At 47.4% G+C, this 16,541-nt stretch carries 15 protein-coding genes; 6 read left to right on the forward strand and 9 right to left on the reverse strand.

The genetic code is table 11. The features are described from left to right. Window positions 1-109 precede the first annotated feature (109 nt). Together NC997_RS07825 and NC997_RS07830 are read left to right on the forward strand one after the other, a co-directional pair. Window positions 110-1,417, forward strand: coding sequence for a metallopeptidase TldD-related protein (locus NC997_RS07825; protein ID WP_190410915.1), 1,308 nt, complete (start codon window positions 110-112; stop codon window positions 1,415-1,417). A 56-nt stretch (window positions 1,418-1,473) separates the two neighbouring features. Next, window positions 1,474-2,301 (forward strand): DUF3153 domain-containing protein, encoded by an 828-nt coding sequence (locus NC997_RS07830; RefSeq protein ID WP_347276168.1) that lies wholly within the window; start codon window positions 1,474-1,476, stop codon window positions 2,299-2,301. 65 nt (window positions 2,302-2,366) lie between these two features. Here NC997_RS07830 and NC997_RS07835 read toward each other — a convergent pair whose 3' ends face one another. Further along, window positions 2,367-3,734, reverse strand: coding sequence for a mechanosensitive ion channel family protein (locus NC997_RS07835; protein ID WP_190530350.1), 1,368 nt, complete (start codon window positions 3,732-3,734; stop codon window positions 2,367-2,369). Window positions 3,735-4,041: 307 nt separating this feature from the next. Here NC997_RS07835 and NC997_RS07840 point away from each other — a divergent pair, with 307 nt between their 5' ends. The 3 genes from NC997_RS07840 (at window position 4,042) to NC997_RS07850 (ending at window position 8,409) form a co-directional block, all read left to right on the forward strand. Continuing rightward, window positions 4,042-4,734, forward strand: a complete 693-nt coding sequence (locus NC997_RS07840; RefSeq protein ID WP_190530352.1) for a hypothetical protein — start codon at window positions 4,042-4,044, stop codon at window positions 4,732-4,734. Between the two features lie 92 nt (window positions 4,735-4,826). Next, entirely contained in the window at window positions 4,827-5,714 is an 888-nt protein-coding gene (locus NC997_RS07845) for an ADP-ribosylglycohydrolase family protein (protein ID WP_190530354.1), read from the forward strand. Window positions 5,715-5,955: 241 nt separating this feature from the next. Continuing rightward, complete coding sequence (locus tag NC997_RS07850; RefSeq protein WP_190428761.1) at window positions 5,956-8,409, forward strand: HD family phosphohydrolase; 2,454 nt, start codon at window positions 5,956-5,958, stop codon at window positions 8,407-8,409. A gap of 52 nt (window positions 8,410-8,461) precedes the next feature. Here the strand turns inward: NC997_RS07850 and NC997_RS07855 are convergent, their stop codons facing one another. From NC997_RS07855 to NC997_RS07865, 3 genes are all read right to left on the reverse strand, one after another. Further along, window positions 8,462-9,382 (reverse strand): alpha/beta hydrolase, encoded by a 921-nt coding sequence (locus NC997_RS07855; RefSeq protein ID WP_190530356.1) that lies wholly within the window; start codon window positions 9,380-9,382, stop codon window positions 8,462-8,464. 190 nt (window positions 9,383-9,572) lie between these two features. Beyond that, the gene (locus NC997_RS07860; RefSeq protein WP_277881828.1) at window positions 9,573-9,701 is read right to left on the reverse strand and encodes a hypothetical protein; all 129 of its coding nucleotides are present in this window, start codon (window positions 9,699-9,701) and stop codon (window positions 9,573-9,575) included. Beyond that, a complete protein-coding gene (locus tag NC997_RS07865) occupies window positions 9,682-10,227 on the reverse strand; it encodes an HAD-IIIA family hydrolase (RefSeq protein WP_190530358.1) in 546 nt (181 codons plus the stop codon). The genes NC997_RS07860 and NC997_RS07865 overlap by 20 nt, the downstream gene beginning before the upstream one ends. An 80-nt stretch (window positions 10,228-10,307) precedes the next feature. Here NC997_RS07865 and NC997_RS07870 point away from each other — a divergent pair, with 80 nt between their 5' ends. Then, complete coding sequence (locus NC997_RS07870) at window positions 10,308-11,816, forward strand: CIA30 family protein (RefSeq protein ID WP_190530360.1); 1,509 nt, start codon at window positions 10,308-10,310, stop codon at window positions 11,814-11,816. A gap of 82 nt (window positions 11,817-11,898) precedes the next feature. Here NC997_RS07870 and NC997_RS07875 read toward each other — a convergent pair whose 3' ends face one another. From NC997_RS07875 to NC997_RS07895, 5 genes are all read right to left on the reverse strand, one after another. Then, window positions 11,899-12,516 (reverse strand): ElyC/SanA/YdcF family protein, encoded by a 618-nt coding sequence (locus tag NC997_RS07875; protein WP_347276172.1) that lies wholly within the window; start codon window positions 12,514-12,516, stop codon window positions 11,899-11,901. 363 nt (window positions 12,517-12,879) lie between these two features. Continuing rightward, a complete protein-coding gene (locus NC997_RS07880; RefSeq protein WP_190439115.1) occupies window positions 12,880-13,356 on the reverse strand; it encodes a hypothetical protein in 477 nt (158 codons plus the stop codon). A 329-nt stretch (window positions 13,357-13,685) separates the two neighbouring features. Then, window positions 13,686-14,483: a carbohydrate ABC transporter permease gene (locus NC997_RS07885; protein WP_242030340.1), complete on the reverse strand. Its 798-nt coding sequence runs from the start codon at window positions 14,481-14,483 to the stop codon at window positions 13,686-13,688. Between the two features lie 324 nt (window positions 14,484-14,807). Continuing rightward, on the reverse strand, window positions 14,808-15,380 hold the full coding sequence (locus NC997_RS07890) for a 5-formyltetrahydrofolate cyclo-ligase (protein ID WP_347276169.1): 573 nt from the start codon (window positions 15,378-15,380) through the stop codon (window positions 14,808-14,810). Between the two features lie 166 nt (window positions 15,381-15,546). Continuing rightward, window positions 15,547-16,491, reverse strand: coding sequence for a GDP-L-fucose synthase (locus NC997_RS07895; RefSeq protein ID WP_190530363.1), 945 nt, complete (start codon window positions 16,489-16,491; stop codon window positions 15,547-15,549). Between the last annotated feature and the right edge of the window lie 50 nt (window positions 16,492-16,541).

Below are 16,541 nucleotides of genomic sequence, written 5' to 3' on the forward strand. Positions count from 1 at the left end.
CAGTCGGTAAACTTCCTGTCTGTCTTTACAGCGGTATTTAGGGCAGTAGTGCGACGAGTCCCTCTGGTAGCTTTAAGATGGTATGGGTGAAGCGGGAGAACCTGAGATGGTGACTGATGCGACGCTGGAGCAGATTCTGAAATTGGCGAAGGGACGAACCGACTCCGCTGAGGTTTACTATCTATCAAGCCAAGACACACCAGTTGAGTTTGAAAACAATCGCTTAAAATCCCTGCAAACCAAAGCACTGCAAGGAGTCGCGCTGCGGGTGCTACACGAGGGGAGGCTGGGTTTTGCCAGTTCCACAGACTTGACGCGGCTGGAAGATTTGGTGGATGCTGCCGTACAAACTTCAGAAATTGGCGACAAGGCTGAGTTTGAATTTGCTGCGGATGTACAGGTGACGGAACCGGAAAAAAAATATACGCCACCAGCAACCCAGGAATTAGTGGAAGTGGGCGATCGCTTAATTTCTCAAATCCACGACTACAACTCCGATATTCTGGTAGATGTGGGGTTCCACGTCCGGACAAATAACGTAAAAATTGCAACCAGTGCGGATGTCTACGCCTCGCGCACTAGCCAAGTTGTCAGTGCCAGCCTTTCGGGGAATTTGGTACGGGGTGAAGATTTTCTCCAGGTTTATAGCTCCGATATTGCCCGTGAAGGCGTCCCAGATTTTAATCGCCTTCTAGAAGATTTGTTACGAAAATACGCTCTAGCAGAGCAGCCAGCGACCATTCAGAGCGGATCTTTCCCCGTTCTGTTTAATCCTAGAGCTGCCGCTAGTGCCATCGGACGCCTATTTAAAACGGTTCTCTCCGGTCAAAGTATCGTCCAAAAAGCCTCTCCTCTGGTCGGTAAACTGGGCGAAACCCTATTTGACGAACGCTTAAATTTATTTGAAGATCCCAGCATCGGGCCATCTGCCTGTGCTTTTGACGATGAAGGAACGCCCACCCGTCGCAAAGTGCTTATCGAGAAAGGCACGGTAAAAGAATTTTATTGGGATCGGCGCTGGGCAGCCAGGGCGGGCTGTGAGTCAACAGGAAACGGCTTTCGGGGTGGTTTGTCGCGTCCCAGCCCAGAGTTAGTAAATCTCTGCTTTGCGCCTGGGAAGACATCGACAGCGGATTTAATTGCCAGCATGGATGAGGGGGTGATTGTGGATCAGGTTCTCGGTGCTGGACAGTCGAATCAAATGGCGGGAGAGTTTTCTGTCAATCTGGATTTAGGCTACAAGGTAGAAAAAGGTCAGATTGTCGGTCGAGTCAAGAATACGATGGTGGCTGGTAGTATTTTTGAGGCGTTTAAAAATTTGGTGGATTTGGGCGATAAGCCGGAATGGGTAGGCGGGGGTAGTTTCTTGCCGAGTTTGTTGTTCCAGCAGTTGGGTGTAGCGGCGCGGCAAGGGTAACGAACGACTTCCGGCACGAGAGAAGGCAACCAGAGAAGTAAGGAGGAGAGAAAGGCGTGAAGTTAGCTGTGTTGAGTCAGAGTGCGAGGGGTGCTTTCGGTAAAGTATTGCCGAAAATGCGGGTTCTTTGGGCGATGCTGTTAGCGGTCGTATTGCTGTCGGGCTGCGTTCAGTATGATGCTGGGGTGAGGTTCGAGAATCCGAACCGTGGCGAGATTGTCCAGCATATCAAGTTGGGCGAACAGCTGACGGCATTGAGCAGCGATCAGGCACAGGAATGGTTAGATAGCCTTCAGCGTCGGGCGCGACAATTGCAAGGGAAAACGAAGCGCATCTCAAACCAGGAAGTTGTGGTGACAATCCCGTTCGCTAGCGGTGCGGAACTGGAAGAGAAGTTTAACCAGTTTTTTAATCCCCCTGTAAAGAAAGGTTCTCAGGCGGCGACAGAGACAGATTTACCAAAGATTAATTCCCACCTGAGTCTGAGACAGGGGAATTTCCTGTTCTGGATACGGAATCACTTAAGCTACGATTTGGATTTGCGATCGCTCGGTGTTCTTTCTACTAACGGTAACGTTATCGTTAGTCCCGGTTCGCTGTTCGATTTGGACTTTAGCTTGAGAACCCCTTGGGGCGCGCGGAGTGTTGAGAAGGCGGAGAATGCACTCAACCCAGTTATCTCAGAGAAAGGACATCTGTTAGTTTGGACGCTCAAACCCGGTGAAGTGAACCATGTTGAGGCGGTATTCTGGCTTCCCAGTCCCCTCGGTATTGGCACCCTGATGATTATCTTGTTAGTAGTGGCAGGGTTTTATTTGAAATACAACCGAGGCAAAGGAAGCGGTGTCAGTTCTGCACCCCCATCGGTGCCACAGGTGTCGTAAAAAAGCGATCGCGCTTTATTTGGAGCTTAACATTCGGAGCTAACAGACTGGGAGCCTAGAACAGCTTACTTGCCGTTCGGAAGCCGCTTCTGGGAATCCCAGTCGCTGGGATAGACATCAGCCTCAGTCTGCGATTTGCGTACTAACAATGTATAAATTTCGGTGGGTATTTCAATCTCCGCTTTGTGCAAGGCTTCTTTAATCGCCTCATTTGCTTTAGAAGTGGTTTCTAAAAACTCCAAACGCCGAGAATTCACCCAAAAGCGGATTTCCAAATTCACCTTTCCAGAATCCAGTTCCCGGACAAGGACTTCTGGCACTGGTTTTGGCTGCACGCCTTTGACTTTAAGAACGGCATCAGTAATCACTTGTTTAGCAGTAGAGATATTGGCACCATAGGCAATGCCAACCGTAACCGAACTGCGGCGGTGCTTGAAAGCGGTGTTATTGATAATGCTGGCGAGGAAAACTTCTTGATTCGGGATATACACCTTCCGTCCATCATAGGTATTTAGAGTGGTTGCCCGCAGTTGAATTTGGGTAACAGTTCCCTCAAACTCCTTAATCGTCACTTGATCGCCTAATCGAAAAGGTCGGGCGGCAAGTAAAATCATCCCGGAAATGTAGTTACTGAAAACCTCTTTGAGGGCGAAACCAATTGCGACGCTGGTGAGTCCCAACGCCCCCAGTAAGGCCCCAATGTCAAGCCCCAAGACGCCTAGAGCGATCACGGAGCCAATAACCCAGACTCCACCGTATCCTACTCGCCCCATCAGAATTTCAGTGCTGCGATCGCCTTCTGTCTCTTTCTGCGCCCATTTCAAAGCTATGTAACGCACGCCTCTAGCGCCTACCCAGGTGATGCCAACAACGACCAGCGCCCCTAAAATTGAGGGCAAGCTGCTGATGGCATCCCGGACTAGATCTCTCACCGTAAGATAAAGTCGCTGTCCGACATCAATGGCTAGGGGCGGTTTTTTGAAAGCTTGATTTAATTGGTTCGCCCATTTCTCGCCAAGCACCTCTACAGACACCCCAAAGTCGCGGGCGTCCTGTTGAGTTACTGACATTAAGACTCGGTTATTGAGTTGTAAGGTGGCTATCTTCCGTGGATTGTCTGGTTTAACGGTGACTTGCCCCAAAGCCTCTGATTGCAGCAGTATACTGGCAATCCGCCGATTGATAATTTGCGATCGCTCTTGAGCGCTGATTCCCGATAAACTACCTACTTGAAAAACTGGGCGTCCTCTGACAACAACATCAGCAAAATATTGTTCTTCAGTTGAAATCCTTACGGGTGTGGATTTTGGCGAGGTAGCCTCCTGGGCAAGTCCAGATGGAATGGTAATGAAGAAAATGCTGGTAATGACAATTAAAATCTGGAGTCGCTGTGAGCCTTGCTGCCCAGTGCAACGATGAAAAAGAATTTTCATATCCATTCCGAAGGACGACCAAATTTAGCATAATTCGCGCATTTGGCATCTGAATTCTTACTATAGATAGGGAATCTTACTCTAAGTTTCAGTTGTTGCATTTCTCTTCCCCATACTTGACTTGTTTTCCGTCTATAAAATTTGATGAGCGATCGCTTGGTGTTCGTTATTCATTTTTTTATCTATCTTTAGGCGGATGAAAATACTTGATAATTAAAACTATTTTTTTTAGTAAACTGCAACACTGAATAGTCTTACTCGCTCTGCTACTCTGTTGAAACAAAAATTATTCCAATGGAGAAGCGCAGTGCAAACTTCAACAAAATCCTATCTTCCAGAAGAGCTATGTAAGGCTCCAGATTATCATTTAGCGGAGAATTACCCAAAAGATTTACCAGAAGTTGAAATAGGTTCTACTAAATCTAAATACTTAGACTCCCTAGCACCCATTAGTGCTGTGCAAGTTTTTGAAGACATACCAGGTATAAAAAAATCTACTTTCTCATTTGATACAGAGACAGAGACTTCCTTTGAAGTTTGGACTATTCTACCCAACAGGGTATTACTTCCCGAAGATTTAGAGTTTCTCAAGCAAGACAAGCATCGGGTAGAATTAATCGCGAAACAACTGGTTGAAATTGGTAATTCTTGGCTGAATTCACGAATTTTTGACAAAAAAATAAAAGTTCAAAGTTGGGAAGATATTCTAAGTATTTTGGACAAGTATGAATATGCTTATGATTTAATCGATATTATTGAAGTTCCTTATAAAATTAGTAAAACAAATTTACAAAACGAATCTAGTGAAAAAGCTAAATATTGGAGTATTTCTCCGCCGAGTTGGAATATTTCCCTGAAGAAAACTCGCAGTTTTAATGGATGTTATATCGTCGATGACTACAATTCATCTTATAATTTCTCGATAGAAGTTTGGATAGGCATTCCTTTTTTGAAAAATATCCAAACAGGAGAAGTCATTACAAGAGAAAATTTTCAGTGAAGATGCGATTCTACTGGGGAGACGGTAGACTATAGCACGGCAGATGTTGAGAGAACGCTGTCTAAGTCGCGATCGCCTCTACGATAGAAATCATGCGCTACTCTCTGTTAAGTCGGTTTCGCGGCACCTTGTTGGGCGCTGCATTCGGGGATTTCACCCCTTTGAGCAAAAAACAGTCTCAGCAGCCTACTAGCTGGGGCAAAATGGCGGTTTGGGGTGCAGAAAGCTTAATTGAGCGGGGTAAATTCGATTTCGCAGATTGGCGTCACCTCACGGAAAAATTTGTGGAGATAGAGGCGAACAGTGCTAACGCGCCTACGCCAGGAGCGATTATTGCCACACTGCCGATTGTGCTGTTCTCCCATGAATATAAAGCCAAACTGCGGCAAAATTTAGAACAAGTTGTCAGCATCTGGCAAGATGAGCCAGAGTTAAGAGATGGGGCGTTAGCAGTGGGATACGCGATCGCTCAATGCCTTCGAGAAAAACTCAATCGGGCTACTTTGATTCCCAAAACCCTTGCCTTCTTAGGAGATTCCCAGACGCCTCTGGTGCAACAATTAGAGCAAGTCCAAATTTTATTAGCAGAAAATGCGAGCTTAGAAATAGCGATCGCTCAACTATGTCGGAATGCCCAGCCTCAGAGTACCCCCATCGCTCTGGGTTTTTACTGCTTCCTCAGTACTCTAGAAGATTTTCGCCTGAGTGTCGCCCGTGCTGCCCGTAGCGGCTACCAACCCCCGATTACCTGCGCGATCGCGGGTGCTTTATCGGGAGCGTATAACAGTACAGTGGGCATTCCTATGGGATGGCGGCTATCTTGGAATCAACCTAAGTGGGGAATCGCCTCAGATGCTCAGTTGTTTCAACTAGCAGACAATCTCCTTGCTGTTTGGTCTGGTGTTTATGATGCCTCAACAGCAAAGCAAGTCCAGCAAATCAGCGCCGTAGCAGCGCCCCATGTAATTCAACGGCGTTAATTTTTTTTAATACCAGCGATCGCTACTCCATGCAAGCTAAGCTGGTCAAAGAAAATTAAATTTAATCGGATAAATCCCCCAAGGGGGATAGGCAATTTAGGCAGTGTTTTGTAAGGTAGGATGAAGCCAACAAAGGGGTGCCATTAAGGGTAAAGATTGCTGTAAGGTGCCTTTTATGAATGCCAATCTACTTTTCGCTACCATCACTCCTGTCGCCTAAAACGACAGCCATACTATAAACATGAAGACGCTTCAGTCATTGACGCACCAGCTTGATCAATGGCGGCGGACGTACCAGCCCCTTCGCAGTCTTTTACCATCCCGACTTTTTGATTCGCCTGCCGCTATACCAGGGCAAGGTCTAGGATTAGGTCTTGGCGCTACTCTCCAAAACCGCAGAAACCGTCCTCGGATTGTTTGGCTGCTGGCAGTGGTGTCCCTCACCGGAACAATGGGGCAGCGCTACTACAATGCGCCAAAGCTCGCCGTCGGCAAGATAGCACCGCAGACGATTCGGGCAACCTTTGACGCTAATGTCGTAGATACTTTCACCACAGAAGAAAAACGGAAGGCAGCCCGCACAGGTGCCGTGCCCGTCTTGACGATCCAGCAAGACGTAACCGAACAAGTTTACGATGATTTGGAGCGATCGCTTCGTACCGCCGACGACCTCCGACAACTAGCCGGTTCTTTTCCAATGGTTCCGACTGCCATATTGTCTGCTGCCACTCAGATTGACCTCCGCAAGTGCGCGGAGTGGGAGTGGCGCTCCATATTGGCAGCGGTGGACACTGACATGAAAGTGAATCAACCCCAGTCAGGGTTATTGCCAGATGCCAACGGTCAATCGAATATTTCCGCAACCCCTGCTGTCGCCGAACTCCAAGCTTACCACCAGGCCGCAAGTCCTCAAGATTTTTTAGCCCTAATAAGCACGATTAACCAAGCCCGCGCGCAATACGCCAAAGCTGTCGCCGCCTTCTCAGATGGCAATCCAGAAAGGCGCTACGATGCCTCCCTACTAGACTTGTCAAATGAAGCTTGGCAGCAAACAAAAACCGGCATCCCCCAGGTTGCCGAACGGATGCTCACCCAAGGGATTCCCCCAGGCTTGCCTGACAGTATCTTACAGCAAGCGTTGAGAGTGCAAATGAATTTGCTCGTTCCCCCGGAAGCTGAGCCGGTGGCAACCCAAATGTTGCTCTGGGGACTGCGCCCCAACTTAATAGAAGATCCAGAACAAACGAAACAACTGGCAGAACAGGCAGCAAAAGCGGTGGCACTGCAAACGATCGCAGTTCGGCAGGATGAGGTGATTGTCCGCGCCGGTGAAACCATCTCCCAGGCAGATTTTGTGCTGTTAGAGTATTTTCAATTAAGCCGCCGGAGCCTTAGCTGGTCTGGATTGATTGGTTTTGGAATTCTGGTCACGGGTGGCGTGTGTACGTTCTGGCGGGTGGAACGGCGATTTAATCCCCAAATCCGGCAACGAGATCACTTGCTGATATTGCTGCTGACTTTGAGTACGCCAGTGCTAGTGAGTTTGGGTATTCGCTATACGAATTTGCCAGCAGTTGGTTTATTGGTGGGCAGTTTCTACGGTTCTGCGTTGGGTGTCACCGTTGTGGGACTGCTGGGTGGCGTGTTATCGGTTAGCCTGCCCATTACTTGGGATTGTTTGGTGGCGGGTGCTGCGGGTGGAATTATGATGAGCTTACTGGCAGGGAAAATGCGATCGCGCGAAGAACTCGCTTTCCTTGGCGTTGGCGTCGGATTAACTCAAGGCACTGTCTACCTGATTGTAAATCTGATTCTCGGTGCCGCAACGGGTTCAATTTGGTACACCGTACTCCAAGAAGCTGCCTTATGCGGTTTTTCCGGTTTAGCGTGGAGTATTGTGGCGCTGGGTTTGAGTCCCTATCTAGAACACGTATTTGACTTGGTGACGCCGATTCGGCTGGCAGAACTCGCGAACCCCAACCGTCCCCTGTTGAAACGTTTAGCCGCTCAAGCTCCGGGAACTTTTCAACATACATTGTTCGTTTCCACCCTGGCTGAAGCCGCAGCGCGGGAACTGGGCTGCAATGTAGAACTTGTTCGGGCTGGTACTTTATACCACGATATTGGGAAAATGCACGATCCATTAGGATTTATTGAAAATCAGATGGGTGGTCCCAACAAGCATGATGAAATTAATGACCCCTGGAAGAGTGCTGAGATTATCAAAAAACACGTGACTGAGGGCATGGTAATGGCGCGGCGATGCCGTTTGCCCAAGGCAATTCAGGGGTTTATCCCGGAACACCAGGGAACAATGTTGATTGCCTATTTTTATCACCAAGCGCAGCAGATAGCCGAGAAAGACCCGACGAAAATTGTGCGGGAGGAAGATTTCCGCTATGATGGGCCGATTCCTCAGTCGCGAGAAACGGGGATAATGATGTTGGCAGATTCCTGTGAGGCAGCATTGCGATCGCTTAAAGATGCGACTCCAGAACAAGCCCTCTCCATGATTAACAAAATTCTCCGCGCTCGTTGGCAAGACAGCCAGTTAGCTGAGTCTGGGTTAACGCGAGAAGAATTATCCCGCATTGCGGAAGTTTTCGTCCAAGTCTGGCAACAATATAATCACCAACGCATTGCTTATCCCAAATTCACGGTTAGCTCAGACAAAGGATGTAAAGCATCCGTTTAATAGAAGACTATTCGCGTAGCTAGACTCTCCTCGCGGATTGAGAAAAACACACTTATCTATTAACTGCTGACAAATAACCTTGAAGCAGTCCAATCAACACTTCTGGCTGCTCCAAATGAGGTAGCACTCCCGTTCCCGCAATTGGCTGAAACTCGCGAATTGCTTTTGGATTCAGTCCAGCCAAACGCTTGCCCAGATTCACACTGATAAATTGTGCCTGTTCACCCCACAGGATAAAAGTTGGCACCGTCAATTGCTGAATATACAGGGCAAGGTCAAAATAAAGGTCGCCCCGCAAAAATGCCAGCGCTGCGTATTCCCCATTTGGCTGCTGCGCTGACGCCAAATAAGCCTCTACTATCTCTTCAGACAATCGTTCTTGCTTAGTAAATAGGAAGCGTTCTAGAAAACTCCGCACCGCCACGTCGTTTGTCGCCCCAAGCGTATAAATTAGCTTATCTAACAGCGGCGTCCCAATTACTTGAAGCGGTAATCTGCGCCCAGCATCTTGTCCAAAATCGGCAAATCCAGACGGACATACTAAAAATAGCGATTGGAATAACTCCGGACGTTCAATAGCCACACGGATAGTGAAAGCCGCCGTCAGCAAAGATGCCACCACTTTTACCGGGGTAAAACTTTGCTCTCCTCCAGAAATACCAATTTTTTCAATAAACTCCGTCAGCGTCTTCAAATAGTCTGCAATTTGATAATCTCGGACTGGATGAGCTGACTCTCCCCAACCAATTAAATCCGGGGCGAATATGCGGTGAGTCGTTGCAAAAGCCGGGTACACCTTCGACCACTCGTAGGCAGAAGCTCCGCCACCAAAGCCATGCAGGAAGATTAACGGTGGCAATTCAGCTTGTCGTTGCCCTAACCACGAGTCCTCTACTGCGGTATAGTAAACCATCGAACCGAGGGAGGTTTCTATGACTTTTTGCTCAAAACCAGGCGGCTGAAACTGAAGCATAGGCGCTAACAAACCTTAAGCTTACATCTTTAATTTTGCGTACTTTTGCGCTTACCTTGGTGGCCTTTGCGTTAAAAAAAGCTAATTTTAGGCTAAAGGAAATAGTAGCCTATAAATCTGTATTTACTGGAGCAAAATCAATGGCAATTACAACTGTAAAGAGCAATAACTGATTCTGGAACAGTAATTGTTAACTCACCCAGCAGAGCGAGATTGAAAGCGAGGATACGATCGCACATCGAGTAGTGTAGTCTAATTCGCGTCCGTCCGCTGGCGATCGCATCCTCATCCCCATTTGTTCAAACGTCAGTATCGCCATAAGTTTGCCTCCAGCTTTCTGCTTGCTGAAATTTGATACCTGCGGCTTTTGCAGCATTTCTGTCATCCGAGCGATCGCCTACCATTAACACTTTGTCTGGCAAGTGTTTTTCTATCGCCAAATTCAGCATTCCTGGATTCGGTTTGCGAAACTTTCCAGATTCAGAGTGCTGGCTGTGGTTAACAACATCGCTGGAGGTGACGCAAAAACACTTTTTTCCTTCAAAGTCAGGACAGAAATAAATTTCTTCTATCTCTGGTAATAATCCCAAAGTGTATTGCTGCTCTTTAATGCAACTTTGCAGAGATTTTTTACCACTGGCGACACCCCCTTGATTGGTTACGCCGACGATTTTCCAGCCAGACGCGGCGAAGTAAGCGATCGCTCCCTCAGCGCCTTTAATAATCTGCTGATCGCCGGGACGCTGGATAAACTTGTGATTTGAGAGTGGCGATCGCACTGTGCCATCGAGATCGAGGATGAGTAAATGAGTCTCAGCATTGACGGCTGAAGGATCTTGCTCCATTAGAGAGTTGTTTTGAAGTCAGTTGACTATTAAAAAAGATAAAGGGAAAAATCAGATAAAAACGTAAATTTTACAAAAAGATGACGAATCAAAATAACCGCTCTAAATGGGATTTCGGCAGATTTTTGCAAACTCTGACCTATTTCGAGGTGATTCCTTTCTTCAACTGCCTTCAGCGGTTGCTGCAAGGCCGTGCCAAGGATAATCAAGACAAACCTACTGGAGGAAAGCGCGTGGGAGTGATACTGGTTGCTGGGGCGACGGGTGGTGTCGGTAAACGAGTCGTGCGGCGACTGGTTGAACGGGGTTATCCAGTGCGTGCCCTCGTCAGAAATACCCAGAAAGCGCGGGAAATGCTTGGCGACAACGTAGAACTCTTTGAGGGAGACATCACCATCTCAGAAACATTGACGCCGGAAATGATGTCGAACGTTAGTGCTGTAATTTGTTGCACTGGGGTTCGGGTGCAACCAGTCGAGGGCGATACACCAGATCGGGCGAAGTATTATCAGGGTATCAAGTTTTATATGCCCGAAGTCGTTGACAGCCCGGAAATCGTGGACTATCAAGGCATCCAGAACTTAGTGCAAGTTGCTGCCAACTACTTTAGCCCTCAGACGAAGGGGGGAGCTGAAAAAGTAGTATTTGATTTTAGCAACCTTTCAGATGACATCAAAAATACTTGGGGTGCGGTGGATGATGTCGTTATGGGTGGCGTAAGCCAGAGTGGCATACAACTGGTAGAAGGCACAGCGCTGTTTGCGGGCAACGTATCAACCGACAACTCTGGTGGTTTTGCTTCCGTCCGCACCCGCAACTTCGACACTCCAATTGATTTGGCAGGATACGAGGGTGTGGAATTGCGTGTCAGAGGCGATGGAAAACGCTACAAATTTTTTATCCGCACCGAATCCAGATGGGATGGCGTTGCTTATTCTTATTCTTTTGATACCGTAGCAAATACCTGGATCGATGTTCGCGTTCCCTTCGCTGAGTTAATTCCCGTGTTTCGCGCCAAAACTTTGCAAGATGGCGAAGCAATTAATCCCAGTAAAATTTGCTCGTTCCAGTTGATGTTGAGCAAGTTTGAATACGATGGAGAACTAAATCCGAAGTTTTCACCGGGAGGCTTTGCTTTGCAGGTGGAATCTATCAAAGCTTATGGCGGCGCGATGCCTCAATTTATCACGATCAGTTCGGCAGGTGTGACTCGTCCTGGTCGTCCTGGCATTAATTTAGAGGAAGAACCACCAGCGGTGAGAATGAACGACCAACTAGGAGGAATCCTTACTTGGAAATTGCGCGGTGAAGAAAGTATCCGTGAAAGTGGTATTTCTTACACAATTATTAGACCTTGTGCTTTGACGGAAGAACCAGGAGGCAAGGCGTTAATTTTCGAGCAAGGTGATAATATTCGGGGCAAAGTGAGCCGGGAAGATATTGCCGAATTGTGCGTGCGATCGCTAGAAGAACCGAAAGCGTGTAATCTCACCTTTGAGGTAAAAGAGGCAGAAGATAGCCAAAATCCCGACTGGGAAAGCTTATTCTCCAGCTTGCAAAGCGATCGCATTGCAGCAATCAAATCGTAAAACAAATAGACTTCTTGCCTCTGCGGTTTTATAAAAAACTCCGTGCAAGAAGTCTACTATCTTTACAAACATTTGCTTGTCCCTACTTTATTCCCTCAAATTGCCCCAAAAAAGTTGGTTGAGGACGGAGAAGATTCACCTCTAAAACGGCTTTCACCGTCGCGAGTGCTTCCCGCGTCGAATAGGATTTCATCACCCCATCTCCATACCGTCCCCAATCGGGTGTACCCAAGCCGCTCGCATTCACACCTAATTGACGGCAAGTATACACGGCGCGTGACAAGTGGAACTGCTGCGTGATGACAACCGCCTGTGTCACCCCAAAAATCTCTCGTGCGCGATAGCAACTTTCATAAGTGCTGAAACCAGCATAATCCAGAGTAATATCAGCAGCCGGTACACCGCGATCGCTCGCGTAGCGCTGCATTACGCTCACTTCATCGTAGTCGGTGCGGCTATTATCGCCCGTCATCAACAGTTTTTTAACCCGACCCATCTGATAAAGTTGCACAGCCGCTTCCACGCGATCGGCTAGCATCGGTGTGGGGCTACCGTCGGGCAATACGCCTGCACCAAGAACAATGGCGACACGCTCAGCCGGAACTTGGGCAGGATCGGTATAGCGATCGCTTCTGGTAACTGCACTCACATAGTAGATCGTCGCTGGAGCGCTCGCGGCACTTCCCAACAAGAGGAGCAGAAAAACACGACGCCAGTTAGACAAAAACCATTGACGCACGCTCAATCAAACTCCCCCCAAACGTTATCAGAAATCTGTTCTAGCTAGCCTCAAGGAATTGCATCCCAACTCCGGAAAATATCAATCGGTCAAAATAACCCCTTAAAAAGAAAAACCCCTGGCTTGTCTCCAGGGGTAAACATCAGGGTGCATCTAACTAATCTTTGTTTTACATAGACAACGTAGCTATATCCGGAAGAAATCTAATTTCTATATCTCTAGGTCTTCAGTTGTTCTTCCGATCGGAATTTGAAAGATTAACGAGCGAATCAACTTTGTCTAATTAGGCAGAGTAGGAAACGCCCAGCCTGTCTAATCCAGGCTTCACGCTGCTGTAGCAGTGGCAAAGAACAACTTCTCTAAGTTTTGTGGCTGCATAAATGCTACGTATTGAGGGGCAATCTCTGGGGGTAGCAGTTCAATCAATAGCTTGTTCTCAATCCACAACTCGATTACATCAAAAAACGAGTCCCGGCTACAGCGCAGCACGCGCCAGCCTTCACGGGTGGCAATTTTCTCAATCTGTTCTTGGCTCGTCGGTACAGATATGGCAGCATGGGTAGCTGTAAACGGTGAGTACAAAACGTTTTGAATGAATGCTGCCTGCTCGTAACCTTCACCAGGTATCATTTCGGTACCAACCGGATAAATCTCAATCATCGTCCCGTACTCATCGCCGGCGATAACGATATAACTGCCTGGATTTGGTGGGAATGGGGCAACCTTTCCATTCCATATCTCTGCAAAGACATTGGCGACGTGAAGGGGATTTTCAGCGGGGAGAGAAATGTGGTGAATCATAGAGAGTGACTGCTCCTGAAGGAAATCGCTGCAAGAATTTACATTAGGTACTTCTGAAACATCCATCTGAGTCATTGAAATTTCGCAAACAGCCAGGTTGTTCCCACAAAGTTCACCCGATTGGGTGAGTTTCCATCACCTGATTGCATGACTTAAATCGAGGTGAATCCACTTAAATCTCTCGTGCGCGATCGCTTTCGGGTTGAATTCAGGACTCTTGGAACTGAAAATAAAGCTAACAGTAGCACCGCTCTGTTTCTAAGGGAAATTTCTGGTTGGATAGGGTGCTTTGATAAATCTTTGCGCGATCGCCTTGATCTGAAGCACCATTAACCTTTGACGCCGCTCCCTGCATCTGTCGGCACAATATATCGTTGCAAAAAGAGGAAGACAAGCAGCACTGGAGTAATGGAAATGACAGAACCCGCTGCTACCAGTCGCCAATCTAGAGATAATGCCCCGGCAAGGGTGGCGACACCTAAGGGGAGGGTGTAATATTCGGGTCGGTCGAGGACAATTAAGGGCCAGAGAAAGTCACTCCAAGAACCGATAAAGACAAAAATTGCCAGCGTTACCAGTGCTGGGCGAATTGCTGGAAGCATGACGTGCCACCACAAGCCTAGCTCCGAGCAGCCATCCATCCGAGCGGCTTCTTCCAGTTCTTTGGGAACGCCCTGAAATGCTTGCCGCAGTAGGAAAATCCCGAAGGCAGAGGCAATGCTTGGCAAAATAACACCCAAATAGGTATTTCTCAAACCTAGCTGTACGGTCAAGATGTACAGGGGAATCATTACAATTTGGAACGGAATCATAATCGTGGAGACAACAGCCGCAAAAACCATGTCTCGTCCCCGAAAATCCAGCCGTGCCAAGGGGTAAGCGGCAAGCGAGCAGAATAGCAGATTTAAGCCCACTGTCAGCACTGCCACCAGGGTACTGTTGAACAAATACTGACCAAAGGGATTGGTTTGCCAAACGGTGATGAAGTTCTGGAATGTCGGCTCTTGTGGCACTATCTGGGGTGGGAACTGAAAGATATTTTCAGTGGGAGATTTTAAGGAAGTACTGATGAGCCAAAGTAGAGGAAAAAGCATCACTAGCGCGATCGCTCCCAGGAACCCATACATCCAAAAAGTTTTAACTTTTGAGTTTTGAGTTGTAAAAAGGCGATATATCGCGTTTGTTTTTTGAGTTTTGGAATTTATCATTGGGCGACAATAGCTGTTTTCTTTAATTGGAATCAGTCAATAAAAAATGAATAATTATTTCTATTATTATTAATAATTTATGATGTTTATTCTTGGAAAAAAATCTTGCTTTTAATCTAATTAAGTCATATTATAGTAAGTGTATTGGTCTAACCAAATGCTTGTTCTAAGTAGGTGGTTGGAGCGCAGAGGACAATGTCCTCTGCGCGGAAATTAAAAAATAAAAATTGAGAAATTGAGATTTCATCGCATCATCCTCAACCCCGTTTCTGTACAGATGCCCTGCAAAGATTTATCCCAGCAATCAATTGGCAACTCTAGGGAAAAAGCAAAGTCAAAGACAATGCCGATAGTTAATTTGGTTGCCCATTCAGATGAATTGAGCAAGCGATCGTAATAACCACCACCATAACCTAAACGATATCCCCGCACATCACAAGCTACAGATGGCACAAGAATTAAATCTACCTCGGTTGAATGTAAAACGGGGCTATCTGGGTGCGGTTCAAGAATACCATAAGCACCTTTTTGTAAGGAGTCTCCAGGTTTCCATAGATGCCAAATGAGGCTATCGCCAACACAGCGGGGAAATCCCCAATGGCGACGATCGCTAATTAGAGGGCTGAGGTCAGGTTCTTGTCGAAAACTGAAATAAGCTAAGACAGTTTTTGATTGAGTAAATAGGGGCGAAGATTCGAGGTGGGTACAGATGCGATCGCTCTTTTCTCTCCACTCTTCCACAGGCATCGATTGTCGTGTTTTGAGAAGCGATCGCCTCAATTGCTGTTTATCCAGTTGATAATCGATTTTGTTCACAAGTCTTAATAAATTTGGTTTGTGGCGAGGGGATGCTAGCGTCCATCCCTTGACTCGATATCCTGTGGACTTGTTTTGCGATCGCTACGCTATTTTCGCTTCTGACAACGCAGAAACCCGTTTTGTTTGGCAAAACGGGTTCTTCTCACTAGCAACTTTTTCACGCTTACTCAGCGTGTTGTCGATACCAATCGATCGTGTTCTTCAGCCCTTGCTTGAAGTCCACTTGGGCTGTGAAGCCAAACTCTTGCTTCGCCCGTTCTGTATCTAAACAGCGGCGCGGTTGACCGTTCGGCTTATCGGTTTCCCAGATAATTTCGCCCTGATAGCCCATCAGTTCGCAAATCAGTTCCACCAAATCCTTGATAGAAATTTCATAACCCGTTCCCAAATTGACGGGTTCTGCGCCATTGTAGTCCTGCGTACCCATGACGATACCCAAAGCCGCATCCGTAGAATAGAGAAACTCGCGAGTGGGACTCCCATCGCCCCATACAGGTAGCTGCTTGTCACCTCTAGCTTGAGCTTCGTGTACTTTGCGAATTAAGGCGGGGATCACGTGGGAACTCTTGGGATCGAAGTTATCTTCCGGCCCGTACAAGTTCACTGGCAATAGGTAAATACCGTTAAAGCCGTACTGCTGCCGGTAGGATTGGAGTTGCACCAGTAAAGCTTTCTTCGCAACGCCATAGGGAGCGTTAGTTTCTTCCGGATAGCCATTCCAGAGGTCATCTTCTTTAAATGGCACTGGCGTAAACTTGGGATAAGCGCAGATAGTCCCTACACAAACAAATTTTTGAACCCCTGCTTGATAGGCCGCATGAATCAGTTGAGTGCCCATCATCAGGTTGTCGTAGAATAATTCAGCGGGTTTGACCAGATTCAGACCGATGCCGCCGACGTGAGCAGCGAGGTGAATCACGACATCCTGCTGCTCAACGGCGCGTTGACAGTGTTCTAAGGAGCGGAGATCGTACTCGCGCGATCGCGGTATCGTAATCTTGTTTTGATCGGCTCCGGCTTTACACAACCGATCTACGACCTGACGCCCCAAAAAACCAGCTCCGCCAGTGACGAGAATCCGTTTATCGCTTAAATCTAAACTAGCCATATCTCTTGCCATCCTCCACTGGATTCAGGATATCTCCAAAAATTGATGAG

This window comes from Trichocoleus sp. DQ-A2 (assembly GCF_039961915.1).
In the GTDB taxonomy this organism is placed as follows: domain Bacteria; phylum Cyanobacteriota; class Cyanobacteriia; order Cyanobacteriales; family FACHB-T130; genus FACHB-T130.